Source organism: Rhodobacter capsulatus, assembly GCF_003254295.1.
GTDB lineage: Bacteria > Pseudomonadota > Alphaproteobacteria > Rhodobacterales > Rhodobacteraceae > Rhodobacter > Rhodobacter capsulatus.
Window position 1 is genome coordinate 134,827 of record NZ_QKZO01000003.1, and the last position, 24,404, is coordinate 159,230.

The following is a 24,404-nucleotide window of genomic DNA, read 5'->3' on the forward strand; positions in this document are numbered from 1 at the left end:
CTTGGTGCAAATACGCTCTTGCCGGGGGCCGGGCGCGGCGCTTACTTGGTCTTCCCTGCCCCGATCAGCGCCGAAAGCGGCGCGAGGTTGTAATTCGCCCCCTCCTCGGCGGCCCAGGCGGTCAGACCGGCGACGGATTCGGGCCAGGCCGAGAGCATGACGACCGTCGCGCCGTCGCGGGCCGCCTCGAACCCGGCGCGGCCGAGGGTGCGGGTGATCACCGCCGCCTTGTCGCGCCGCGCGTCCAGAACCCGGAAGATGCCCGCGCGCGGCACGTCTTTCGTGGCCCGCGCGCCGATGCCGCCCGGTTGCGTCACATAGGCCATGCCCTCGGCGGCGAGCGCCTTTTCCGCCTGCGCCAGAAGCGGCGCCTTGCCCTGCAGCACCGGCGTTTCCGGCTCGACCAGCGCCACCGCCTGCGGCACCGCCCGCTGCCAGGCCGCCAGCGCCACCTCGAGATCCTGCGCCTGCGCGCCCGCGGGCAGGGCCCCGGCCAGCATCGCCACCTCGAGCCCGGCGGCACGGTAGGTCGCGGCCGCCTCGGTCACGCCGGGGGCCGCGGGGTCGAGCACCACCGTCACCCAGCTTCCCAGCGCCGCGATCGTCTGCGCGTCAAGCCCGCCCGCCGTGGTGCCGACATCAACGAGCAGCACCGTCACATAGGGCTTGCCCGGCTTTTCCACGAAAGCCGCGCCAAAGCGGGTCAGCGCCGGGCCGGTCGCTTCGGGCGCGGGCTGCGGCGCGGGGTCGGTCACGAAGGGCGGCACCGGCGCGCCCGAGGGCGGCACGGAACTGCCCTGCGGCGCCGAGCCCACCTGCGGCAGGCGGTTCACCTTCGTCCCCTCGGCCGAGGCGAAGCCCGCGCCCCCCTCGCCCGGCCCGCCTTGCCCCGGCACGATCACCCGCGGCCGCGCGGGGCCCGGCGGCACCAGCGCGCCATCGGGCATCAGGGTGATCTCGCCGCCCGGACCAGCGGCGGGTGCGGGCGCGGCGGGGGGCAGATCGGGGGGCAGATCGGGGGCGGTGGCGATGCCGGGCGGCGGCACCGGCATCGCAGGCTCGGCCTGCGGCGGGATGTCGAGCGCGACGGCGGGAGTTTGCGGCGGCGGCGCGATCACCGGCGGCGTCACCGCGGTTTCGGGCCTCGCGGGCGGCTCGGTCGTGGCGGAGGGCGGCCCCCCGGTCCGCGGGGGCCGGGCGGTTTCGGATTTCGCGGGCGGTGTCTCGGGCAGCGGCGGCACGGCGGCGGCGGCGGACGGGCCTTCGGGCGGCGCCACCGCCTGCGCGGGCGCGGGATCGGCGGGGGCGGGGTCAAGCGGCGCGGCCTTGGGCGGCGCGGTCCGGCCCGGGCCCTGCGACGGCAGCGGCAGCACCAGCGAGACCGTGCCAAGCCCCAGCCCCGAGACGACCACCCCCGCAACCATGCCCTTGATCAGACCGCCTGCCATTGCTGCCCCTCTTTGATCCTGTGCCGCTTTCTGCGCGCCTTCATCGCGGCCTTGAAGGCTTGACCCCGGCCGCTTGCTCTGAACATCTATACCGCGACGCCTGACCCGGTTCACCCCCAGAATGCGGGCGGCCCAAAGGAATTGCGCATGCTTCTGCTGATCGACAACTACGACAGTTTCACCTGGAACCTGGTGCATTATTTCGGCGCGCTTGGCGCGGATGTGAAGGTGGTGCGCAACGACGCGATGGATGTGCAGGAAGCGATGGGCCTTGGCGCCGAGGCGATCGTGCTTTCCCCCGGGCCCTGCGATCCGGCGCAGGCGGGGATCTGCCTGCCGCTGACGCTGGCGGCGGCCGAGGCGGGCGTGCCGCTTCTGGGCGTCTGTCTCGGCCATCAGACGATCGGCGAGGCCTTTGGCGGACGCGTGATCCGCGCGGGCGAGATCGTGCATGGCAAGATGGGCACGATCCACCATCGGGGCAAGGGCGTCTTCGCCGGTCTGCCCAGCCCGTTTCAGGCGACGCGCTATCACTCGCTCATCGTCGAACGGGAAACCCTGCCCGAGTGCCTTGAGGTCACGGCGGAACTGGAGAGCGGCATGATCATGGGGCTGCGGCACCGCGACAAGCTGATCGAGGGGGTGCAGTTCCACCCCGAATCCATCGCCTCGGAACATGGCCATGCGATGCTGCGCAATTTCCTGACGGAAGCGAAAGTGAAGGTGAGCGCATGAGCGAACTCAAGCCCCTGATCGGCCTTGCTGCCGACCGTCCGCTGACCCGTGCCGAGGCCGAGACGGCGTTTGAAATCTTTTTCAACGGCGCGGCGACCCCGGCGCAGATGGGCGGGTTGCTGATGGCGTTGCGCACCCGCGGCGAGACGGTGGATGAAATCGCCGCCGCGGCTTCGGTGATGCGCTCGAAGATGCATCGGATCGTGGCACCCGAGGGGGCGATGGATATTGTCGGCACCGGCGGCGATGGCAAGGGGACGCTGAACATCTCGACCGCGACGGCTTTCGTGGTGGCGGGGGCGGGCGTGCCGGTGGCCAAGCACGGCAACCGGAATCTTTCGTCGAAATCCGGCGCGGCGGATGCGCTGACGGCGCTGGGGCTTGACGTGATGAAAGGGCCCGAAGCCGCCGAAAAGGCGCTTTCCCATGCCGGGATCACCTTTCTGATGGCGCCGATGCACCATCCGGCGATGAAGCATATCGGCCCGACGCGGGTGGAACTCGGCACGCGCACGGTGTTCAACCTGCTCGGGCCGCTGACCAATCCGGGCGGGGTGAAACGGCAGCTGACCGGGGCGTTTTCGCGCGCCTGGATCCGACCGATGGCCGAGGTGCTGAAGGCGCTCGGGTCCGAGGCCGCCTGGCTCGTGCATGGCTCGGACGGCACGGATGAGCTGTCGATCTGCGGCGTGAGCTGGGTCGCGGCCCTGCGCAATGGCGAGATTTCGGAATTCGAGGTCCACCCCGAGGAAGCCGGTCTGCCCACGCATCCGTTCGAGGCGATCATCGGCGGCGAACCGGCCGAGAATGCCCGCGCCTTCAACGACTTGCTGGATGGCCGCACGGGCGCTTACCGCGATGCGGTGGTGCTGAACGCGGCGGCCGCGCTGGTGGTGGCGGGCAAGGCGGGCGATCTGAAAGCGGGGGCCGAGATGGCGGCGGAAAGCCTGGCCTCGGGCGCGGCCAAGGCGCGGCTGGTGGCGCTGCGCGAGGTGCTGGGCGCATGACGAATATCCTCGACCGGATCAAGGCCTACAAGCTTGAAGAAGTCGCCGCGGCGAAGGCCCGGGTGTCTTTCGCCGAGCTTGAGGCGCAGGCGCGGGCGCAGGCGCCGTGTCGCGGCTTTGCCGAGGCTTTGCGCAAGAAATCCGCGCAAGGCTATGGGTTGATTGCGGAAATCAAGAAGGCCTCGCCCTCGAAAGGGCTGATCCGGCCGGATTTCGACCCGCCTGCCCTCGCACGCGCCTATGAAGAGGGCGGCGCGGCCTGTCTTTCGGTCTTGACCGACACGCCCAGCTTTCAGGGCGCCCCTGACTATCTGATCGCGGCGCGGAATGCCTGTGCCCTGCCCGCCTTGCGCAAGGATTTCCTTTACGACCCCTATCAGGTCGCCGAGGCCCGCGCCTGGGGCGCCGATTGCATCCTGATCATCATGGCCTCTCTCGAGGATGCGCTGGCGGTCGATCTGGAGGACGCGGCGACGGGCTGGGGCATGGATGTCTTGATCGAGGTGCATGACGGCGCCGAGCTTGACCGCGCGCTGAAATGGCTGAAATCGCCACTGCTTGGGGTGAACAACCGCAATCTGAAGACCTTCGAGGTGACGCTGGATGTGACCCGTCAGCTGGCGCCGACGATCCTGGCCGAGGGGCGCGAGCTGGTCTGCGAAAGCGGCATCTTCACCCCCGAAGACATGGCGGCGATGGCCGAGGTCGGGGCGCGGCGCTTCCTGATCGGCGAAAGCCTGATGCGGCAGGCCGATGTTGCGGCGGCCACCCGGGCGCTTTTGACATGCTGACGCATTTCGACGAAGCGGGCAAAGCCCATATGGTCGATGTGTCGGACAAGGTGCCGACGACGCGCGTGGCCGTGGCCGAGGGGGTGATCGTGATGGCGCCCGAGACCTTGGCGCTGGTGCTTGCGGGCAGCGCGGAAAAGGGCGACGTGCTGGGCATCGCGCGGGTGGCGGGGATCATGGCGGCGAAAAAGACCGCCGATCTGATCCCGCTCTGTCATCCCTTGGCGCTGTCGAAAGTCGCGGTCGAGCTGACCCCCGACCCCGCGCTGCCCGGGGTGCGGATCGTGGCGACGGTGAAGACCACCGGCCCGACCGGGGTTGAAATGGAGGCGCTGACCGCGGTTTCAGGGGCGGCGCTGACCCTTTACGACATGCTGAAAGCCGCCGAAAAATCGATGCATATCGAGGGGATACGACTGGTGTCGAAAGACGGCGGCAAGTCCGGCCCCTATCGCGCGACGCCCTGAGACCGCCCAATCCTTGCCAGCGCGTTAACGCCAAGACCGGGGGTGTCATTGACACGAAACGGGAACGGGGATAGAACACCTGCGGAACACCGAGCCAGGACGCAAGCGGGGGGGCAACCGGATGCTGACGCACAAGCAATTGGAACTTCTGGATTTTATCCAAAAGCGCATGGCGCGTGACGGAGTTCCGCCGTCCTTTGACGAAATGAAGGATGCGCTGGATCTGCGTTCCAAATCCGGGATCCACCGGCTGATCACGGCGCTGGAGGAACGCGGTTTCATCCGCCGTCTCGCGCATCGCGCCCGGGCGCTGGAAATCGTCAAGCTGCCCGAGTCGATGGAACGCGCCGCCGCGGCGGAACGCAGCCTGCAGACGCAACCGGCCTTCACGCCGACGGTGATCGCGGGTGGCCGGACCGAACCGCCGCGCGAGGCCCTGCCGGTGGCGACGGCGGCGCTGGACATTCCGATGATGGGGCGGATCGCGGCCGGCGTACCGATCGAGGCGATTGCCGAGGTGGCGCATCACGTCACCGTTCCGGGATCGATGCTCTCTGGCCGCGGCGAGCATTACGCCCTTGAAGTCAAAGGCGATTCCATGATCGAGGCGGGGATCAACGATGGCGACATCGTGGTGATCCGCAACCAGACCACCGCCGAGAATGGCGATATCGTCGTGGCCCTGGTCGAGGATCTGGAGGCGACGCTGAAGCGCTATTACCGCCGCGGCGGGATGATCGCGCTCGAGGCCGCGAACCCGGCCTATGAGACGCGGCTTCTGCGCGAGGATCAGGTGAAGGTGCAGGGCCGTCTGGTCGGGCTGATCCGCAGCTACTGAGTGCCCCCGGACGGGTCCGGGTCTGGCGCCGTCCGCTCTTCGGGCGGCGTCTTGCGGCGCGGCGGATCGGTCCAGAGCCTCTGCCCAGCCTCCTCGCGCGCCGAACGCATCTGCCCCGAAGCATCGAAAGACAGCGCCCCGCTGCGGGCAAGCTTGCGGGTGTCATAAAGTCGGCAATCCCCCTTGAACCCCTTCGGCGCGCCGGTATCCAGCACGACCAAGGCCCCGTCCCGGCAGGCTTTTTCCAGATTGTCCAGCGCCGCCTTGCCCGACAGGTGCCAAAGCCGCCTGCCCTGCCAGTCGGCCTGCCGGACCCCCCTCTTGCCGCTGAACCCCGCCCGCGCCGCGGCCTCCTTGGGCGGGACCGCATCGCCATCGGCCTCCAGCCAGCCCTCGGCGGTGAAGCTGGGCGCAGCTTTCGACAGCGCCCGCCCCTCGGACGTCATCAGCCCGACCAGCGCGCCCCCGGGCGCGATCAGCAGCGCCGGACGGGGCGCAAGCGCCCAACCGGCACCGGCGAGCAGCCCCAGCGCGACCATCGCCGACCGAAACGCGCCGCGCGAGAGCACCGCCGCCCCGGAGGCAAGCGCCAGCACCGGCAGCACCCAGCCGGGCGGCGCGGGCACGAAGCTCTGCGCCCCCGCCAGCCCGGCGACGACCTCGGCCACCGCAAGCACCCAGTCGGTGCCCAGCCCCATCAGCCAGAGCGCGGGCCCGGCCAGACCCAGCGGCGCCAGCACCGCGGCCAGCACCCCCGCGGGCATCACCACGATCCCCATCACCGGCACCGCAAGCAGGTTTGCCAGCATGCCGTACTGCGACATCCGCCCGAAATGCGCCGCGGCGATCGGCGCCGTCGCCAGCCCCGCAATCAGCGAGGTCAGCACCAGCAGGAGCACCGGGCGCGCCACCCACGGCAGGCGGTGGTGATGCTCAGCCCAGGGCGTCGCCATCAGGATCAGCGCCACGGTGGCGGCAAAGGACATCTGAAAGCCCGGGCCGGTCAGCGCCTCGGGCCACAGAAACAAAAGCAAAATCGCCGCAAGCGCCACCGTGTGCAGGCTCAGCGCGCGCCGGTCGAGCAAGATCGCCACCAGCATCACCGCCGTCATGATCCAGGCCCGCTGCGTGGCGATATCGCCGCCCGAGACCCAGAGATACGCCGTCGAGGCGATCAGCGCGACGGCGGCGGCGATCTTTTTCGTCGGCCAGATCAGCGCGAAAGGCCCGGCCAGCGCCAGACCCCAGCGCAGCGCGCCAAAGACGGAACCGGCCAGCATCCCCATGTGCAGCCCGGAAATCGAGACGATGTGGTACAGGTTCGAGGCGCGCAGCGTCGCATTCGTCGCCTCGGAAATCCCGGAGCGGTCCCCCGTCATCAAGGCCGCCGCCACCGCCCCCGCCTGACCGCCGATCCGGTCCTGCATCGCCGCCGAAAGCCGCATCCGCAGCCGATGCGCGGCCAGAGCCCAATCGTCCTCGGGCGGCGCGATCACCACCACCGGGCTGCGGGTGTAGCCCAAGGCGCCCAGCCCCGAGAACCAGGCGTTGCGGCGAAAATCCCAGGCCCCGGGGGCGATCGGCTCGGCGGGCGGGCTCAGATGCGCGGTCGTGGCGACGCGCAGACCGGGCTCGGGGGCAAGGCTGCTGATGTCGCCATGCAGCGCGATGCGGACCTTGGCGGGCAAGGCCTCGGGGGCGACCCGGGGCAGACGAACCTGATCGAGGGTGAGGCGGATCACGTCGCGCGCCGAGCGGTCGATGCCGGTGATCCGCCCCTCGACCGGGCCGTAATAATTGAAGGGCAGCACCGGAGCCGCGACGGAATGGGCACGCCAACTGGCCGACAGAAGACCCAGCGCCGCCATCAGAACCAGCGTCGCGGGCAGGCGCAGAAAGCCCGGACCGCGCCGCCATGACAGCACCGAAAGCAGGATCAGAAGGACAGACCCGGCGAAGACCGGCCCCCCGGGTTCGAAGGGCAGCGCGAAATAGAGCCCGACGCCACAGCCAAGGCCCAGCGGCGCCCAAAGCACCCGGTCAAGCTGCGCCCGATCGAGCGCCGCCAAAGGATCGGCCAAGCCCGCCCAAAGCCCCGCAATGCGACGCCGGATCCCGTCCCGATGCACCGCCGATGCCTGCGCCACTTGTCCTGTCGCCCCCTCCTGCATTAGAGAAACGCTCAAGCAAGCCTACGGGCATCATGGTTTCCAAATGGTTAAAACACGGCCTCCGGCAGCCCCGGAGCCCGCAGAAAGGCCGCAATGTCGCAAAAGATCGTCACCCGCTTCGCCCCCTCGCCCACCGGTTATCTGCATATCGGCGGCGCGCGGACCGCGCTCTTCAACTGGCTCTTCGCCCGTGGCCATGGCGGCAGCTTCCTGCTCAGGATCGAGGATACCGACCGCGCCCGCTCGACCCCCGAGGCGACGGCGGCGATCCTCAAGGGGCTCGACTGGCTTGGGCTGGATTATGACGGCGAGGTGGTGAGCCAGTTCGACCGTGCCCCCCGCCATGCCGAGGTGGCGCGCGAGATGCTGGCCCGCGGCGCGGCCTACAAGTGCTTCTCGACCCAGGAGGAAATCGAGGCCTTCCGCGAGGCGGCCCGGGCCGAGGGGAAATCGACCCTGTTTCAGTCGCCCTGGCGCGATGCCGACCCCGCGACGCATCCGGATGCGCCCTATGTGATCCGCCTGAAGGCGCCGCGCGAGGGCGCGACGGTGATCGCCGACAAGGTGCAGGGCGCGGTGACGGTGAAGAATGACCAGCTCGACGATATGGTTTGTTTACGCTCGGATGGTACACCGACTTACATGCTTGCCGTCGTCGTCGATGACCACGACATGGGCGTCACCCATGTCATCCGGGGCGACGACCATCTGATCAACGCGGCGCGGCAGATGCAGGTGTACCACGCGATGGGCTGGGAGGTGCCGGTGTTCGCGCATATCCCGCTCATTCACGGCCCCGACGGCAAGAAACTGTCCAAGCGTCACGGCGCGGTGGGGCTCGAGGAATATCAGGCGATGGGCTATCCGGCCGCGGGCATGCGCAACTATCTGGCGCGGCTGGGCTGGAGCCATGGCGATGACGAGGTCTTCACCGATGCCCAGGCCAGGGAATGGTTCGAGCTGGAGGGAATCGGCCGCGCGCCGTCGCGGCTCGACTTCAAGAAGCTCGAAAATGTCTGCGGCCATCACATGGGCCAGATCGCCGAGGAAGATCTGATCGCCCAGATTTCGGGCTATCTGGAGGCGGCCAAGCTGCCCGCGCTGACCGAGGTGCAACTGGCGGCTTTGCACAAAGCGCTGCCCGTGGTGAAATCGGGGGCGAAGACCTTTGGTCAACTGCTGGAAAAGGCGCGCTTCGCGCTGATCTCCCGCCCCGTCGAGATCGACGCGAAGGCGATGGCGGCGCTTGACCCGGTATCCCGTGGTATACTGAAAGAATTGACGCAGCAGTTGCAAGATGCTAGCTGGGTGCGTGAGGAGCTCGAAAGCGTGGTCGCGCGGGTGGCCGAGGCGCATGGGCTGGGTCTTGGCAAGATCGCGGCCCCCCTGCGCGCGGTGCTGGCGGGACGGGCGGCAACGCCCTCGGTCTTCGACATGATGGAATTGCTGGGCCGCGAGGAAGTGCTGGCCCGGCTGAGCGATCAGGCGGCCTGAGGCCCGGCCGCCCTCTCCCGCAGCCGGTTCGTCGGGAACCGGTGCGCGGGAACCGGGAAGGATGCACCGGCGTGGCCCGCCGGACGAATGGAGAGGGAACCATGGCTGAAACGAAACGCACGGCAACGCTGACGCTTGACGGCAAGACCTATGATCTGCCGGTGCTGTCGCCCTCGGTGGGGCCGGATGTGCTCGACATCCGCAAACTTTACGCGCAGGCCGACGTCTTCACCTACGACCCCGGCTTCACCTCGACGGCGGCCTGCGAATCGGAAATCACCTATATCGACGGCGACAAGGGTGAGCTTCTCTACCGCGGCTATCCGATCGAGCAACTGGCCGAAAAGTCGCATTACCTGGAAGTCTGCTACCTGCTTCTGAACGGCGAGCTGCCGAGCGAAAAGCAGATGAACGATTTCGAGGCGCGGATCACCCGGCACACGATGCTGCACGAACAGATCCACATGTTCTTCCGCGGCTTCCGGCGTGACAGCCACCCGATGGCGACGATGGTGGGTGTGGTCGGCGCGATGTCGGCCTTCTATCACGACAGCCTTGACATCAACGACCCCTGGCAGCGCGAAGTGGCGGCGATGCGGATGATCGCGAAGCTGCCGACGATCGCCGCGATGGCCTATAAATATTCGATCGGCCAGCCCTTCGTCTATCCGCGCAACGACCTGGATTACGCGGCGAACTTCCTGCACATGTGCTTCTCGGTCCCGGCCGAACCCTATACGGTGAAACCGGAACTGGCCAAGGCCATGGACCGGATCATGATGCTGCATGCCGATCACGAACAGAACGCCTCCACCTCGACGGTGCGTCTGGCGGGCTCTTCGGGGGCGAATCCCTTTGCCTGCGTCGCCGCCGGCATCGCCTGCCTTTGGGGTCCGGCGCATGGCGGGGCGAACCAGGCCTGTCTGGAAATGCTGCGCGAAATCGGCTCGGTCGAACGGATCCCGGAATATATCGCGCGGGCCAAGGACAAGAACGACCCGTTCCGCCTGATGGGCTTTGGCCACCGCGTCTACAAGAACTTCGATCCGCGCGCCAAGGTGATGAAGGAATCGGCCGACGAGGTGCTTGATCTGCTCGGCATCCACGACAACCCGATCCTGCAGGTCGCCAAGGAACTGGAACGCATCGCGCTTGAAGACGAATATTTCGTCTCGAAGAAGCTTTACCCGAATGTCGACTTCTATTCGGGCATCATCCTTGAAGCGATGGGCTTCCCGACCGCGATGTTCACCCCGATCTTCGCGCTCTCGCGCACGGTGGGCTGGATTTCGCAATGGAAGGAAATGCTGGGCGATCCGACCGGCAAGATCGGCCGTCCGCGTCAGCTTTACACCGGCCATGTCGCCCGCGATTACGTGCCGGTGCCGAAGCGCTGAGCGCGATTGCCGCACAACGACCAAGGCCGGGGGAAACCCCGGCCTTTCTCTTGCCGTCCCTCAGCGCAGCTTTTCGATCCGGTCGGGATGCAGCGGCGCGGCCCAGGTCTCGCTCAGCGCACGGCCGCCGCGGCTGAGCCCCGCCAGCAGATCGACCGTGCCGGTGCCGGGGGGCGATTTCACGTCGAAGACGAGCCGCCAGCGCGTGCTGCCGCGGATCGGATGGGCAAAGGGATTGACGATCTCGACCCCCTTCGGCGCGGTGATCGCCGGGGTCACGCCATCGGCCTCGCCCAGCCCCGCCAGCGCCGGGCCCTCGAAATCGAGCACCACCTTGATCTGATCGCGCGGCCGCGACTGGCCCGGATTGCCGCCCATGCCGATCCGGCTCGCCACCACCTGCGCCAGATCGCCCTGCCGCGGCACCTGGTCAACCCAGTGCAGGGTGTAGTCAAAGCGCAGCTCCTGCCCCGGGGGGGGCAGGGTCTCGGGCGTCCAGAAGGCAACGATGTTGTCGTAAATCTCGTCATGCGTCGGCAGCTCGACCAGCGTCACCGCCCCCCGCCCCCAGTCCGAAGCGGGCTCGACCCAGACCGTCGGGCGGCGCTCATACCAGACGCCATCATCCTGATAATGCTCGAACTCCCTGTCGCGCTGCACCAGGCCAAAGCCCTTTGGCGCGGGGCCTGCAAAGCGCGTGGTGACGATGTCCCCGGGCGTGTCCAGCGCGCGCCAGACCGGCGTTCCGCTGGCGGGCGCGATCAGCAGCCCGTCGCTGTCATGCACCTCGGGGCGCCAGTCCAGCGCGTGCCAGCGGTTCGTTTCGGAATACCAGAACATCGAGGTGAGCGGCGCCAGCCCCAGCCGCGCCACCGGCTTGCGCAGGTAGATCCGGCTTTCGACCGCCATCACCTGCCCCCGTCCGGGGGTGTTGGTGATCGCCATCCGCCAGACCCCGGCGAGGCTGCGCCCCTCGACCAGCGCGGTGACGATCGCTTGCCCGCCGGAGCCCTCCTCCAGATAGATCTCGGTGAAGCGGGGAAATTCCTCGCCCGAGGGCAGGCCGGTGTCGACGGCGATGGCGCGGGCCGACAGGCCGAACTGGCCCAGTGCCCCCTCGGTGCGGAAATAGGTGGCGCCAAGGAAAGAGATCCAGTCGCCCGACAGATCCGGGCGCAGGATGCGAAAGCCCGCAAAGCCCGCATCGGCGGCCAGATCGCGGGCGGGGCTGTCCTTGGGCATGTCGAACAGGTCCGGGGCATAGACGAGTTCGCGCGCCTGTCCGTTCGTCACCGCGAACATCCGCACCGGCTGGCGGAAATAGGTGCCCAGATGGAAGAACTGCACGGGCACCGCGCCCTGATGCAGGGTCTTGTCCTTGCGGTAGCGGATTTTCCAATGCGCGTCGTAATCGATGCGCTCCAGCACCGCGGGCTGGCGCGGCGGCGCGGGCACATAGGGCGCGCGGGCGATGGCGGCGGCGCGGGCGGCCAGCGCGTCCAGGCTGAAGGGCACGGGCGCGGCAAGGGTCGGGCCCCCGGCTGCGGTCGGGGCTGCGGTCTCGGCCGGGGCGGCGACGGGGGCCAGCAGGGCAAGGGCCGCGGTGGCCGCAAGCAGGAGGGGGCGCAGGGTCATGGCAGGCTCTTTCGCGCTGGGGACTGCGCCAGGGAAAGACAGGAAAACCGGCCGCGATCAAGGGGCTTGACGCGGACGCAGAACGGCGGGCGCAGCGCGGATCACGAAAGGCGCGAAGGCCCGCGGTCAGGTCCCCGGGCCGAAGGTCTCGGGCCGGGCAGCACACCGCCCCGCTCGCCGGTCCGTTCGGCCTTGTCCCGCTTGTCTCGGGCGGGCGCTATCTGGCGCGCGCCCGGACGCGGCGGGGATCGGCCCGGCCGGGTCAGTTGCGGCCGCGCGGACCGAAATCGGCCAGCGTCACCACGCCGTCGCCGGTGCGTTCGCGCCGCGCGAACCAGCGCTCGGTGCCCGCGACGAATTCGGCCTGCGTCACCCGGCCGTCGCCATCGAAGTCAAGCGCCCGCATCTGATCGGCGGCCGGGGCAAAAAAGCCCTGCCCCGCCATGCCCTGGCCCATGCCCTGCCCTTGCCCCATGCCGCGCCCCATCCCCGGACGGGCCGTCATGCCTTCGGGGCGCTGATGCCCGGGGCCCATCCCGGCCTCCAGCTGCGCCTGTTTGAAGTCGTCGATCCCCGCCAGCTCCTCGGCCGAGAAGCCGCCGTCGCCATCGCTGTCGAACATGACGAAAATATCGGCGCGGTGGCTGCGGGCCTCGGCCAGGGTCACCTGACCGTCGCCGTCCAGATCCCATTGCGCCAGGAACGCCTGTCCCGGCACCACCGCCGAATCGGAAGCCTGCTGCGCAACCGCGGGCAGGGTCGCGCCACAAAGCGCCACGATCGTCGCAAATTGCAGAACGCGTTTCATCGCAGATCCCTTTCATGCTGATCTTGCAATATGAACGCGCAAGCGCCGGGCTTCCGTCGCCGGGCCGGAAAGATCGTCAGCCCGGCAGGCGCTGCGACAGCGCCGCGAAGGGCTGCCAATCGCCCGGCGGCCCCTCGAACCAGGGCATCATGTAAACGCAAAGACCCGCCGCCCGGGCCGCGGCCAGCCCCGCGGCGCTGTCCTCGATCACCGCCACCGCCTCGGGCGACAGGCCAAGCCGCGCCAGCGCCAGCAGATAGGGCTCGGGATCGGGCTTGCCACGGCGGACATCCTGACGGCTGACCGTCATCACCGATCCGGGCGCCAGACCCAGCCGGGTCAGGTTCGCCCGCACGATCCCCTCGGGCGAGTTCGACACGATCGCCTGACAAAGCCCCGCCGCCTGCGCCCGCGCCCAAAGATCGGTCGCGATCTTGAAGGGATGCACCTCCTCGATGCGGGCCAGATAGGCGGCGAAACGCAGCTCGGACCAATGCGCAAGGGACAGCGAGAGCCCGTGTTCGGCCCCAAGGATCGCATGGATCGCATCCTCGCTCTTGCCGATCAGGCCCTCGTGGAAGGCCTCGGGCAGCGCCAGCCCGCAGGCCCGCGCCGCATCGACGAAGGACAGCCGATGCACCGGCTCGCTGTCCAGAAGCGTGCCGTCCATGTCCCACAAAAGCGCGCGCAGGAGCTGTTCCATCATGCCTCCCGCAGCGCGGCATCGCGCGCAAGCGCCTGAAACTTCTCGAACAGCGCGAAACGGGCATCGTGATAGGCGCGCGTCTCTGCGCCCCCCGGCGCGTAGCGGCGCGCGATCTTCGACATCTGCGCCATGCCGGTCGCGACATCGGGCGCCACCCCCGCCGCCACCGCGGCCAGGATCGCGGAGCCCAGCAGCACCGGTTCCTCGGTCTCGGGCGCGGCCACCGGCACGCCAGTCGCATCGGCAAGGATCTGGCGCACCAGATCCGACCGCCCGGCCCCGCCGCTGATCACGATCGTCGCAACCGAAGCCCCGCGTTTCGCCTGCACCTCAAGGATCTGGCGCAGCCCGTAGCCCAGCCCGCAGATCCCCGCGACGTAAAGCGCGACAAGGCTGTCCAGGTCATCCTCCATCCCCAGCCCGGCGATCAGCGCGCGGGTATAGGGGTCGGCATGCGGCGCGCGGTTGCCCAGAAACTCGGGCACCACATGCAGCCCCGCGGCCAGACGGGCAACCTCGCCCCCCGCCCCCGCCAAAGCCTCGGCACGGTTCGCAAGCCAGGCGGGGAGGGAAAGCCCGGCACGGGACGCCGCGTCCGAGGCCTCGGCAGAGGCGGGATGGAACCGCAGGAGCTGGTCGATCGCAGCCCCGGCGGCAGATTGACCGCCCTCGTTGAGCCAGGCCCCCGGCACCATCGCCGAGTAATAAGGGCCCCAGACGCCCGGAACGAAGACGGGTTCCTCGGTGGTGGTCATGGTGCAGGACGAGGTGCCGAAGACATAGGCGAGGTTCGCGCTCGCCCCCCCCTCGCCCGCGGCGCCGACGGTGCCGACGCCGCCCGCATGGGCATCGATCAGCCCCGCGGCGACCGGCGTTCCGGGCAAAAGGCCCAGATCCCGCGCCGCCGCCTCGGTCAGGCCCGACCCAAGGGCGGTGCCGGGCATCACGACTTCGGTGCCGATGCGGGCAAAGCCCTCGTCGGCCAGTTCCGCAAGCCCGATCTGGCGGAAATAGCTGTCGTCCCAACGCCCCTCATGGCCCATGTAGGTCCATTTGCAGGTCACGGTGCAGATCGAGCGCGCCCCCGAGCCGGTCGCCTTCCAGGTCAGGAAATCGGTCAGGTCAAAGAAATGCCCGGCGGCATCAAACTCCGTTCGGCGGTGTTCCTTGAGCCACAGAAGCTTCGGCGTCTCCATCTCGGGCGAGATCCGGCCACCGACATAATCCAGCACCCGGTGTTTCGTCGCGTTGATCCGCTCGGTCTGCGCGGTGGCGCGGTGATCCATCCAGACGATCACATTGCGCGCGGGATCATCCGAGGGGCCGACCGGCAAGGGCCGCCCCGCCGGGTCCAGCACTACGAGCGAACAGGTGGCGTCAAAGCCGATCCCCGCGATATCCGCCCCCGTCAGCCCCGCCGCCCGCAGCGCGCCCTGCACCGCGCGGCCGACCGCCGCCCAGATCTCCTCGCTCGATTGTTCGACGACCGAGCCTTCCTCGCGGTAAAGCGTGATCGGGTGGTGATCGGTGCCCAGAAGATGGCCGGTCAGGTCAAAGACCCCGGCGCGGGCAGAGCCGGTGCCGACATCGACGCCGACAAGATGGCGGGGGTTGGGTGCGGACATGGGAAATCCTCCGGGCAGGGCGGCGCCCTTGGTCAAAGATCGACGCTGTTGGGCAGCAAAACGAGATCGCGCACGACGACGCCGCGGCTGCGCGAGAGCATGAAGAGCACGGCTTCCGCCACTTCGCGCGCCTGCATCAGCGAGCCATTCGCCAGGGCTTCCTCCATCTTCGCCTTCGGCCAGTCATCGAGCAGCGCCGTCACCACCGGGCCGGGCAGCACCGCGCCCATGCGGATGCCATGCGGCGCAACCTGACGGCGGGTGGCGTGCAAAAACGCCTGCACCGCGAATTTCGAGGCGGTGTAAACGGGTTCCCAGACCACCGGCACGACGCCCGCGACGGACGACGTGAAGATGATGTCGCCGGTCTTGCGTTCGATCATATGCGGCAGCACCGCGTTCACCGTGCGGAAGGCGGCGTTGATGTTCAAATTCAACACCTTGTCCCAGACATCCGGGTCGCCCTCGGCCGCGGGGCCGCCGACATAGGCGCCCGCATTGGCGTGGAAGATATCGAGATCGCCGACCAGATCGCGGATCGCCGGAAGCATCCCCGAGACCGCCTTGCCGTCGAAAAGATCCAGGCTGAGCGGATGCGCGCCGGGGCCGATCTCGGCGCAGGCCTGCGCCAGTTTCGTCGCGTCGCGGTCGATCAGCACGACCTGCGCGCCTTCCTCGACCAGGATTTTCGCGCAGGCAAGGCCGATGCCCGAGGCGGCGCCGGTGATGGCGGCGGTTTTGCCCTGCATGAGGTTTGTCATGATATCCTCCGGTTGTCAGGCGCGGCCGTGGCTGGCGCGCGATTGCCGTGCGAGCGAGTCGATGATCACGGCGATGGCGAGAACCGCCCCGGTGATCATGTAACGCAGCGACGAGCTGAGATTGAGAAGGGTGAGGCCATTCGAAATCGACTGGATCACCAGCACACCCAGAAGCGCCGCCCAGGCCGAGCCGCGGCCGCCGAAAAGCGAGGTGCCGCCGATCACCGCCGCCGCGATGGCATTGAGGTTCACGTCCCCCGTCCCCGCCTGCTGGCTGGCCGTCGCCAGACGCGCGGCGGAGAAGACCCCGCCCAAAGCAGCCAGCGAAGAGCCCAGCATGAAGGCGGTCAGGCGGATGCGTTTCACCTTGATGCCTGCGCGCCGCGCCGCCTCGATATTGCCGCCGACGGCGAACATCGAGCGGCCCCATTTCGTGCGGGTCAGCGCATATTGCATCGCGGCGACGCAAAGGACGAAGACGACGAACATGAAGGGTACGCCGCGGCCCAGGTTCAGATAGGCGACCGCGCCTTCCAGAAGCAGGGTCACGGCGCCCGCTTTGACCAGCACGACGCTGGCCGAGGCATGCGACAGGTTCGCTGCCGCCCGCGCCCGCATCTGCCGGAAGCCGAACCACAGGATGCCGAGCCCCGGCACAAGGGCGAGGCCGTAGGACATCCAGTCCGGCATGATCAGGATCTGTCCGAAGCGGACCAGGAAAGACGAATACGGCAGGTTGATCGAGCCGGTCGGGCCGAGGATGTAAAGCTGCATCCCCAAAAGCGCGAGCAGACCCGAGAGCGTCGAGACGAAGCTGGGCATGGTGAAGCGATTGAGCAGCGTCGCATAGACCGCCCCCATCGCCGCCCCGGCCGAAAGCGCCGCCAGAATGGCCAGCGGCAGGGGCACCCCCATGTTGACCCACAAAACGCCCACCAAGGCCGAGGCAAGCCCGCTCATCGAGCCGACCGACAGGTCGATCTCGCCCAGAAGCAGGATCAGCACGATGCCAAGCGAGATGAAGCCCACCGCGGCAGCGTCAAACAGCAGGTTCACGAGGTTGTTGGGCAGCAAGAAGACCGGGTTCAGGGTGGAGAAGACGACCGAAATCAGGATCAGCCCCACCACGACGGGCAGGATGCCGAGATCGCCCGAGCGGATGCGGTCGAGAAAGGCGCGCGCGGCGCCCGCAAGCCCGGTATCGGCCCGCACCCGGGCATCGGCGCGGTCATAGGCGATGGGCGAGGCGTCGGGTTTCATGCTCATTGCTGGGCCCTTGTTCTTTCGATGGCATCGCGGCGGGCGGCGACATTGTCATCGGCGCCCATGATCGCCGCCACGATCTGCTCGCGCGTGGCGTCGCGGGTGAAGGTGCCGTTGTTGCGACCAAGCCGCAGCACCGCGATGCGGTCGGACACGGCGCGGACATTGTCCATGTTGTGGGAAATCAGGATCACGCCATAGCCGCGGTCCCGCAGCCGCTCGATCAGGTTCAACACCTCGGCGGTCTGGGCCACCCCCAGCGCGGCGGTGGGTTCGTCGAGCATGACGATCTTCGGTTCCAGCAGCAGCGAGCGCGCGATCGCCACGGTCTGCCGCTGCCCGCCCGAAAGCGAGGCGATGGGTTCGCGCACCGAGGGAATGCGGGCGGCGAGCTCCCCCAGCAATTGCCAGGCGCGGACCTCCATCTGCACCTCGTCCAGCGCCCAGGGAGACAGCTCCTGCCCCAGGAACAGGTTCGCCACCACGTCCAGATTCTCGCACAGCGACAGATCCTGAAAGACGGTCGAGATCCCCAGGGTCAGCGCCGCCGAGGGGCTGTCGATGCTGGCCGGACGCCCCATGAACTCGATCGTGCCCGATGTGGGCTGAAACACCCCCGCCAGGATCTTGATCAGCGTGCTTTTGCCCGCGCCATTGTCGCCCACCAGCGCCACCACCTCGCCCGCATGGACGTCAAGGTCGATGTCGCTCAGCGCCGACACCGCGCCGAAGGTCTTGGTGATCCCGCGCAGGCGCAGGATCGGCTCGCGCGCGGGCGCAAGCGAAGCATCATTCACAGCCATCAGGCTCTCCTCCCCAGTGCGGCGCAGGCAGTTGCCCGCCTGCGCCCGTCGGTCACAGCTTACTCGATACCAAGCGCCTTGCAGCCCTCGGCATAGTCGCCGGTGCAGATCTCGGCGGCGGTCTGAATGCCCTTGTCGAAGATCTCGGCCTTGATGTTTTCGCGCGTCACCACGGCCGGAACGAACAGCTCCGAGGGCGTGTCGTAAAGCGTGGTTTTCGGCGTGGGGGTTTCGCCCTTGAGGAAGGTCACGGCGACATTCGCGGCGGCTTCGGCAACGATTTCCGAGGGTTTCGAGATCGTGTTGTACTGATCGCCCGCGATGATCAGCTGCAGCGCCGCGATGGTGGCGTCGTTGCCGGTGACCGGCGGCATCGGATCGGCGCCCGCCGCTTTCAGCGCGGCAATCGCGCCGCCGCCGGTGCCGTCATTGGCCGCGACGATGCCCTTGATCTGATCGCCGAAACGGGTGATCTGCCCGGCGGTCCATTCCTGCGCCTTCGGCGGCGCCCAATCCGGCGTGTCGAATTCGGAAAGCTTGGTATAGGGCGATTCCTCCAGCGCGCGGTGGATGCCGTCGCGGATCAGACCGGCGGCTGCATCGGTGGGCGAGCCGTTGATCTCCAGCACCCCCGCACCATCGGGCACGCCCGAGGCCTTCATATGCTCGACCAGCGATTTCGCGATCGCATAGCCGATGCCCTCGTTGTCGAAAGACACATAGAAATCGGCCGGTTTCGCCGGGATCGGGCGGTCATAGGCGATGACCTTGACGCCCTGCGACTGCGCGATCTCGACCAGACCCGCGGCGGCGGCACTGTCGACCGGATCGAGCACGATCACCTTGGCCCCCTGCGCGATCACCGAGTTGAACTGCTGCTGTTGCAGCGCCACATCGGCATTGGCGTTTTGATAGATCACCGTGCATTCGGCGCAAAGCTTGTCCATCGCCGCCTTGAAGCCGGGGAAATCGTGCTGCTCGTAGCGGGTCGAGGCCTGATCGGGCATCAGGAAGGCCACCGTGGCCGCGTCCTGCGCGCTGGCCGCCGCGCCGAAGAAAGCTGCGACAAGAACCGAAGCCCCCGCCAGCGAAATCGTCTTGTTCATCCTGGTCTCCTCCTCTGGATGATCCGCAAAGCCAAGGCCCGGTCTTGGCCCGGGTCCCGTCTGCCGCCCGACCGGGCCCTCAAAGCCCCGTCCGGCAATGCCGACACGACCCGGTTGCGCCGCCTCCACGCCTCCGCCCCTCATGCTTCATCGGTTGCGCAAGCTTGCTCAATCGATGAAGCAGAATTGCATCCGGTTTCGATTCACGTCAAGATGGAAGATGACAACAGACGGAAAAGCATGACCGACACCCCTGGCCCCGGCCGCAAACGCCCGACGATCTATGACCTGGCCGAGCTGGCGGGGACCTCGCCCAGTGCGGTCAGCGCGGTGCTGAACGGGTCCTGGAAGAAGCGGCGGATCAGCGAAAAGCTGGCCGGGCGGATCACCGCGCTGGCGGGCGAGCTGGGCTATGCGGTGAATTATCAGGCCAGCCTACTGCGGCGGGAGCGCTCGAACATCGTCGGCATGATCGTGCCGAAATATGACAACCGCTATTTCGGCGCCATGGCCGAGCGCTTCGAGGCGGTGGCCCGCGCGCATGGGATGTTTCCGGTGATGACCTGCACGCAGCGCGACCCCGAGCTGGAATTCGAGGCGGCGCGGGCGCTTTTGTCCTATCAGGTCGATTGTCTGGTGGCGAATGGCGCGACCGACCCGGACCGGATCGCCGATCTGTGCGCCGCGGCCGGGGTGCGGGTGGTCAACCTCGACCTGCCGGGATCAAAGGCGGCCTCGGTCACCTCGGACAACTTTGCCGGGGCAAAGACGCTGACCCATCTGATTCTGGATCGCTGCCGCGACGATCTGGGCCATGCCGGGCCGCTTCTGTTCATCGGCGGGCGGGCGGGCGATCACAACACCGCCGAGCGGATCGGCGGCTTTCGCGCCGCCCATGCCGAACGCGGCATCGCCCTGCCCGAGGAGGCGATCCTGGCCTGCGGCTATTCGCCCGACAAGGCGGAACGGGCGCTGGATGCGCGGGCGGGGGCGCTGCCGCCGGGGCTCTTCGTGAACTCGACGATCACCCTCGAGGGGGTGGTGCGCTGGCTCAACCGCGCCGTGCCCGATCACGCCGGGCGGATGCGCTACGGCTGCTTCGACTATGACGCTTTCGCCGCGCAACTGCCTGACAATGTTGGCATGATCGAGCAGGACGTGGACGGGATGATCGCCAAGGTCTTCGCGCTGATCGAGGGCGGCCCGGCCAGCCCCGCGCATTTCCGCATCCCCTGCATCCTGCGCACGCCCCCCCTTCCCCGCGGCTGAGCCGCAGCGCGCCGCCCGCAACCGCAAGTCGCAGTTCCGGCTTGACGCGGCGGGCGAATTGGATTTGGCTTTTCGCGTCCAAGTTCCGGCCTGCGGGCCGGATTGAAAGGGAACGCGGAACGGCCCTTGGGCCCAGACCGCGGCTGCCCCCGCAACTGTGAGCGGCGAGCGACGTCGACATGCCACTGGGCCCGCCCGGGAAGGCCGACGCAGCCAGGACCCGCGAGCCAGGAGACCTGCTTGGACACTCACCCTTTCCGGGGCGCGAGGGGCGCCGCGGAAGCGGCCCGTTCCGCAGAGGTGGCCCGCCGTCTGCGGAACGCCCCGGCCTTCCGCGACATCTCACCCGCCGGGCGGTTTCGCCCGACCGAACAAGGTTCGCCGATGCCGCTGTCGCCCCGCCCCTTCCGTCGCCGCCCCGCCCCTTCCGTTGCATTCCCGCCCCCGCCTGCGGTCCGCCGCGCAGGTGCGGAGCCGAAACTGGCACCGCCCTTGCCGCGGCCAATTACTTGACAAGTTCACTCAACAAGCGCAGGAGGGGACAAAGCCAGCCCTCCGCGAGCCGCCCCCTTTCCGCCCTGAACGCCCCCGAGGTCTGCCATGCCCCCTGTCGTTCCCGCGCCTGCCGATGACGCGCTGATCCTGTTTCTCGACCGTGTCGGGCTCTCCTCGCTGGCCGAGTCCCTGCGCGCCGCCGCCGGGTCCGACGCGCTGACCCCGCTGGCGATGTTCGCCCATGCCGATGTTCTGGTGCAGGGCGTGATGCTGGGGCTGCTTGCGGCCTCGGTGCTGGCCTGGGCGATCTGGGCGGGCAAGCTGGTGCAGCTGACCCTGTCGCGCCGCCGTCTGGCGCGCGATTACCGGGCGCTGGCGGCGCGCGGCACGCTTGGCGCGGCGCTGAGCGGCGGGATCCTGGCGCGGATGCAGGCGGCGGCGACCTCGGAAATCAGCGCCTCCGAAGGGCTGCCCGACGCAGGCGTCAAGGAGCGCGTCGCGATCGATCTGACCCGGATCGAGGCCGGGGCGGCGCGGGCGATGCAATCGGGGGTGACCGCGGTGGGCTCGATCGGCTCGACCGCGCCCTTTGTCGGGCTGTTCGGCACCGTCTGGGGGATCATGAACGCCTTTGTCGGCATTGCCGAAAGCGGCTCGTCGAACCTCGCCGTTGTCGCGCCGGGCATCGCCGAGGCGCTGATGGCCACCGCGCTCGGCCTGGTCGCGGCGATCCCGGCGGTGCTGCTTTACAACCACCTGACCCGCGCCGTCGGCGGCTACCGCGCCGCGCTGACCGATGCGGCGGCGCTGGTCGAACGCACGCTCTCGCGCGATCTGGACCGGGCGCGGCGCGCGCCCGCCAGCGTCACGCCGCTGCATCTGGTGGCGGAATAATGGCGGTCCGGCTCTCCGACGGCGAGGATCTGACGCCCGAAGCCGCGATCAACATCACCCCCTTCATCGACGTGATGCTGGTGCTGCTGATCATCTTCATGGTCGCAGCCCCGCTCTCGACCGTCGATGTGCCGCTGGATCTGCCGGTGGCCTCGGGCAAACCGCAGCCGCGCCCGCCCGAACCGGTCGTGCTCTCGCTCAGCGCGGAAAAGGGGCTGCTCTTGGGCCGCGATCCGGTCAGCCCGACCGACCTGCCCGCAAGGCTGGCCGAGGCGACAAAGGGGGATCTGGCCACCCGCATCTTCATTTCCGCTGACAAATCCGTGCCTTACGGCGAGATGATGGGGCTTTTGAACCAGCTCCGCGCGGGCGGCTATCTGAAGATCGGCCTTGTCGGTCTGGAGGAGGCCGCGCCGTGAGCCTTGCGCTGACCGATCCGCCCGAGGCGCCCGGCCGGGCGCTTTTGTGGGGGCTGGCACTCTCGGTGGCGCTGCATGCCGTCGCGGTTTCCGTGCTCTCGCAGACCGAGGCCGCGCCCGCGGCGCTGGTGGCGGCGGGCGCGGGCGGCGAGGATCTCGACAGCCTTGACGCGATCGCCGCGACCTTCGTCGATCTGGCGCCGCAGATCACCCTGCCCGAGCCGGAAATGACGCTGCCGCTGACCGCGCCGGTGATCGACATTCCCGAAGTGCGGCTGCCCGATCCGGTGCTTTTGCCGCCCGAGCCGCCGAAGATCACGCCGCCGAAGGTCGCCGAAGACAAACCGAAACCCCCGCCACCAAAGCCGAAACCCGAGCCGCGGGCGGAAAAGCCGAAACAGGCGAAACCCGCGCCCGCGCAAAGCGAAAGCCGCGCCGCCTCGCGCGCGGCGGGATCGGGGGCGGGCGCGCAGGCGGGCACGGGCGGGGCCGATGCGCAGGCGACGGTCTCGGCGGGCACGGCGAAAAGCCTGCTCTCGAAATGGGGCGCGACGATCCGCACCCGGATCGAGCGGCGCAAAAGCTATCCCGCCGCGGCGGGACGGGCGGCGGGCTCGGTCGGGCTGGCGCTGCGGGTCAGCCGCGACGGCGGGCTGATCTCGGCCGCGGTGAACCGCTCCTCGGGCCATCCGGCGCTGGATGCGGCGGCGCTGGCGGCGGTGCAGAAGGCGGGGAGGTTCCCCGCCGCCCCGGCGGAGCTGGCAAAGCCGAGCTACGCCTTTTCCATTTCCGTCAAGTTTTCGCGCTGAGCGACGGCTCGCGCGCCAGCGTCCGCGCCTCGGCCTGATGCAGGCGGTCGAGCGCCGTCTGCGGGCAGCCGGTTTCCGCCAGCGCCCGCGCCCAGATCCGCGCCACCGAAGCCGCCGACCAGGGCAGCACGGCCTGATGTGCCCAGGTCCGCGCGGGCGGCGGCAGCCGGTCAAAGGCCGCCATCGGGTCCGACCGGACCCGGCGGCGCAGCGGCGTCGCCAGATTGCGCCTCATGCCCCCTGCCCCCAGCGCGGGAAGGGATCGGGCAGATTGGCCCAGGCCTCGGGGGTGAACTCCTCGGCCGGAACCAGCGCCGCATTCAACCGCGCGCAGATCGTCTCGCGGTCCAGATCGACGCCGATGAAGACGATCTCCTGGCGCCGGTCGCCCCAGGGCTCGGCCCAGTGCCGCGCAATCTCGCGCTGCGCGTCCGGATGCGACGGCAGCCGCTCGGGCGGCACCGAGGCCCACCAGCGCCCCAGCGGCGTGACAGTGGCCGAGGCCCCCGCCAGGCTGAATTCGACCGCCCAATCGGGCCGCGTCGCCAGCCAGAAATGCCCCTTGGCGCGGATCACGCCGGGAAGCGCGCCGCCCAAAGCGGCCTCGATCCGGCCCGGATCAAAGGGCGCGCGGGCGTGATAGACGAAGCTCGAAATCCCGTATTCCTCGGTCTCGGGGGTGTGGTTGGCGAAACCATAGAGCTCTTTCGCCCAAAGCGGATGCTGCGCGGCGCGGTCGAAATCGAAAAGCCCGGTGTCAAAGATCGCCTCGGCCGGAACCTGGCCGAAATCGGTCTCGATCAGCCGCGCATCGGGGTTGAGCGCCTTGACGATCTGCCGCGCGATCCGCAGCCGTTCCGGCCCGGCATCCGTCACCTTGTTCAGCACCACCACATCGGCGAATTCGATCTGTTCGGTCAGCAGGGTGACCAGCGTGCGGGTATCCTCCGCCCCCGCCGTCTCGCCGCGATCGGCCAGAAAATCGCTCGAGGAGAAGTCCTTCGTCAGGTTGATCGTGTCGACCACCGTCACCATGCAGTCAAGCCGCGCGATGTCGGAGAGGCTCTCGCCCCGCTCGTCGCGGAAATCGAAAGTGGTGGCGACGGGCAAGGGCTCGGCCACCCCCGTCCCCTCGATCAGCAGATAATCGAACCGCCCCGCCTCGGCCAGCGCCCGCACGCCCTTGAGCAGATCGTCGCGCAGCGTGCAGCAGATGCAGCCGTTGGTCATTTCCACCAACGCCTCTTCGGCGCGGTTCAATTCGGTGCCCTCGCGGATCAGATCGGCGTCGATGTTCACTTCGGACATGTCGTTGACAATCACCGCGACGCGACGCCCGGCGCGGTTGTTCAGCACATGGTTCAAAAGCGTGGTCTTGCCCGCGCCCAGAAAGCCCGAAAGCACGGTGACCGGAAGGCGGGGATCGGTGGGGGAAAGGGTCATGGCCGTCCATTTGAGTTACG

Annotated in this window: 23 protein-coding genes and 1 riboswitch; of the genes, 11 read left to right on the plus strand and 12 right to left on the minus strand. The window is 68.6% G+C overall.

Annotated elements, in window-relative coordinates; all coding sequences use genetic code 11:
- Positions 1–41: 41 nt before the first annotated feature.
- Entirely contained in the window at positions 42–1,448 is a 1,407-nt protein-coding gene (locus LY44_RS05265; protein WP_111395973.1) for a divergent polysaccharide deacetylase family protein, read from the minus strand.
- Positions 1,449–1,595: 147 nt separating this feature from the next.
- On the opposite strand from LY44_RS05265, the gene LY44_RS05270 reads away from it, so the two are divergent.
- The 5 genes from LY44_RS05270 to lexA all read left to right on the plus strand — a co-directional run bounded on the left by LY44_RS05270 (position 1,596) and on the right by lexA (position 5,286).
- Positions 1,596–2,183: an anthranilate synthase component II gene (locus LY44_RS05270; protein ID WP_055209711.1), complete on the plus strand. Its 588-nt coding sequence runs from the start codon at positions 1,596–1,598 to the stop codon at positions 2,181–2,183.
- Positions 2,180–3,190 (plus strand): anthranilate phosphoribosyltransferase, encoded by a 1,011-nt coding sequence (trpD, locus tag LY44_RS05275; RefSeq protein WP_055209712.1) that lies wholly within the window; start codon positions 2,180–2,182, stop codon positions 3,188–3,190. The genes LY44_RS05270 and trpD overlap by 4 nt, the downstream gene beginning before the upstream one ends.
- Positions 3,187–3,981, plus strand: coding sequence for an indole-3-glycerol phosphate synthase TrpC (trpC, locus tag LY44_RS05280; RefSeq protein WP_055209713.1), 795 nt, complete (start codon positions 3,187–3,189; stop codon positions 3,979–3,981). Before trpD ends, trpC begins: the two co-directional genes overlap by 4 nt.
- Positions 3,975–4,448: a cyclic pyranopterin monophosphate synthase MoaC gene (moaC, locus tag LY44_RS05285; protein WP_055209714.1), complete on the plus strand. Its 474-nt coding sequence runs from the start codon at positions 3,975–3,977 to the stop codon at positions 4,446–4,448. Before trpC ends, moaC begins: the two co-directional genes overlap by 7 nt.
- A 121-nt stretch (positions 4,449–4,569) precedes the next feature.
- On the plus strand, positions 4,570–5,286 hold the full coding sequence (lexA, locus tag LY44_RS05290; RefSeq protein WP_055209715.1) for a transcriptional repressor LexA: 717 nt from the start codon (positions 4,570–4,572) through the stop codon (positions 5,284–5,286).
- On the opposite strand, the gene LY44_RS05295 is transcribed toward lexA, so the two are convergent.
- Positions 5,280–7,433: a ComEC/Rec2 family competence protein gene (locus tag LY44_RS05295; protein ID WP_055209716.1), complete on the minus strand. Its 2,154-nt coding sequence runs from the start codon at positions 7,431–7,433 to the stop codon at positions 5,280–5,282. The genes lexA and LY44_RS05295 overlap by 7 nt on opposite strands.
- Positions 7,434–7,550: 117 nt before the next feature.
- Here LY44_RS05295 and gltX point away from each other — a divergent pair, with 117 nt between their 5' ends.
- On the plus strand, positions 7,551–8,951 hold the full coding sequence (gene gltX / locus LY44_RS05300; RefSeq protein ID WP_055209717.1) for a glutamate--tRNA ligase: 1,401 nt from the start codon (positions 7,551–7,553) through the stop codon (positions 8,949–8,951).
- A gap of 101 nt (positions 8,952–9,052) precedes the next feature.
- Positions 9,053–10,348, plus strand: a complete 1,296-nt coding sequence (locus LY44_RS05305; RefSeq protein WP_055209718.1) for a citrate synthase — start codon at positions 9,053–9,055, stop codon at positions 10,346–10,348.
- Positions 10,349–10,408: 60 nt separating this feature from the next.
- Here the strand turns inward: LY44_RS05305 and LY44_RS05310 are convergent, their stop codons facing one another.
- The 8 genes from LY44_RS05310 to LY44_RS05345 all read right to left on the minus strand — a co-directional run bounded on the left by LY44_RS05310 (position 10,409) and on the right by LY44_RS05345 (position 19,055).
- Positions 10,409–11,983 (minus strand): glucan biosynthesis protein, encoded by a 1,575-nt coding sequence (locus LY44_RS05310; RefSeq protein WP_055209719.1) that lies wholly within the window; start codon positions 11,981–11,983, stop codon positions 10,409–10,411.
- A gap of 262 nt (positions 11,984–12,245) precedes the next feature.
- Entirely contained in the window at positions 12,246–12,791 is a 546-nt protein-coding gene (locus tag LY44_RS05315; protein ID WP_055209720.1) for a CREC-EF hand family protein, read from the minus strand.
- A 76-nt stretch (positions 12,792–12,867) separates the two neighbouring features.
- Entirely contained in the window at positions 12,868–13,494 is a 627-nt protein-coding gene (locus LY44_RS05320) for an HAD family hydrolase (RefSeq protein ID WP_055209721.1), read from the minus strand.
- Positions 13,494–15,122, minus strand: a complete 1,629-nt coding sequence (locus tag LY44_RS05325; RefSeq protein ID WP_055209722.1) for an FGGY-family carbohydrate kinase — start codon at positions 15,120–15,122, stop codon at positions 13,494–13,496. The genes LY44_RS05320 and LY44_RS05325 overlap by 1 nt, the downstream gene beginning before the upstream one ends.
- Positions 15,123–15,154: 32 nt before the next feature.
- Positions 15,155–15,883: an SDR family oxidoreductase gene (locus LY44_RS05330; protein WP_055209723.1), complete on the minus strand. Its 729-nt coding sequence runs from the start codon at positions 15,881–15,883 to the stop codon at positions 15,155–15,157.
- A 15-nt stretch (positions 15,884–15,898) separates the two neighbouring features.
- Complete coding sequence (locus LY44_RS05335; protein WP_055209724.1) at positions 15,899–17,149, minus strand: sugar ABC transporter permease; 1,251 nt, start codon at positions 17,147–17,149, stop codon at positions 15,899–15,901.
- Positions 17,146–17,949: an ATP-binding cassette domain-containing protein gene (locus tag LY44_RS05340; protein WP_055209725.1), complete on the minus strand. Its 804-nt coding sequence runs from the start codon at positions 17,947–17,949 to the stop codon at positions 17,146–17,148. Before LY44_RS05340 ends, LY44_RS05335 begins: the two co-directional genes overlap by 4 nt.
- Before the next feature lie 59 nt (positions 17,950–18,008).
- Positions 18,009–19,055, minus strand: coding sequence for a substrate-binding domain-containing protein (locus LY44_RS05345; protein ID WP_055209726.1), 1,047 nt, complete (start codon positions 19,053–19,055; stop codon positions 18,009–18,011).
- 240 nt (positions 19,056–19,295) lie between these two features.
- Between LY44_RS05345 and LY44_RS05350 the strand changes: the two genes are divergently transcribed.
- The 4 genes from LY44_RS05350 (at position 19,296) to LY44_RS05365 (ending at position 22,941) form a co-directional block, all read left to right on the plus strand.
- On the plus strand, positions 19,296–20,324 hold the full coding sequence (locus LY44_RS05350) for a substrate-binding domain-containing protein (RefSeq protein ID WP_055209775.1): 1,029 nt from the start codon (positions 19,296–19,298) through the stop codon (positions 20,322–20,324).
- A gap of 63 nt (positions 20,325–20,387) precedes the next feature.
- Positions 20,388–20,582, plus strand: a riboswitch (cobalamin riboswitch).
- 342 nt (positions 20,583–20,924) lie between these two features.
- Positions 20,925–21,713: a tonB-system energizer ExbB gene (gene exbB, locus LY44_RS05355; protein ID WP_055209727.1), complete on the plus strand. Its 789-nt coding sequence runs from the start codon at positions 20,925–20,927 to the stop codon at positions 21,711–21,713.
- Positions 21,713–22,132, plus strand: a complete 420-nt coding sequence (exbD, locus tag LY44_RS05360; protein ID WP_055209728.1) for a TonB system transport protein ExbD — start codon at positions 21,713–21,715, stop codon at positions 22,130–22,132. Before exbB ends, exbD begins: the two co-directional genes overlap by 1 nt.
- Positions 22,129–22,941, plus strand: a complete 813-nt coding sequence (locus tag LY44_RS05365; RefSeq protein ID WP_055209729.1) for an energy transducer TonB family protein — start codon at positions 22,129–22,131, stop codon at positions 22,939–22,941. The genes exbD and LY44_RS05365 overlap by 4 nt, the downstream gene beginning before the upstream one ends.
- Here the strand turns inward: LY44_RS05365 and LY44_RS05370 are convergent.
- Together LY44_RS05370 and LY44_RS05375 are read right to left on the minus strand one after the other, a co-directional pair.
- Positions 22,925–23,176 (minus strand): DUF6525 family protein, encoded by a 252-nt coding sequence (locus LY44_RS05370; RefSeq protein WP_055209730.1) that lies wholly within the window; start codon positions 23,174–23,176, stop codon positions 22,925–22,927. The genes LY44_RS05365 and LY44_RS05370 overlap by 17 nt on opposite strands.
- Positions 23,173–24,384, minus strand: coding sequence for a GTP-binding protein (locus LY44_RS05375; protein WP_055209731.1), 1,212 nt, complete (start codon positions 24,382–24,384; stop codon positions 23,173–23,175). The genes LY44_RS05370 and LY44_RS05375 overlap by 4 nt, the downstream gene beginning before the upstream one ends.
- Positions 24,385–24,404: the final 20 nt, after the last annotated feature.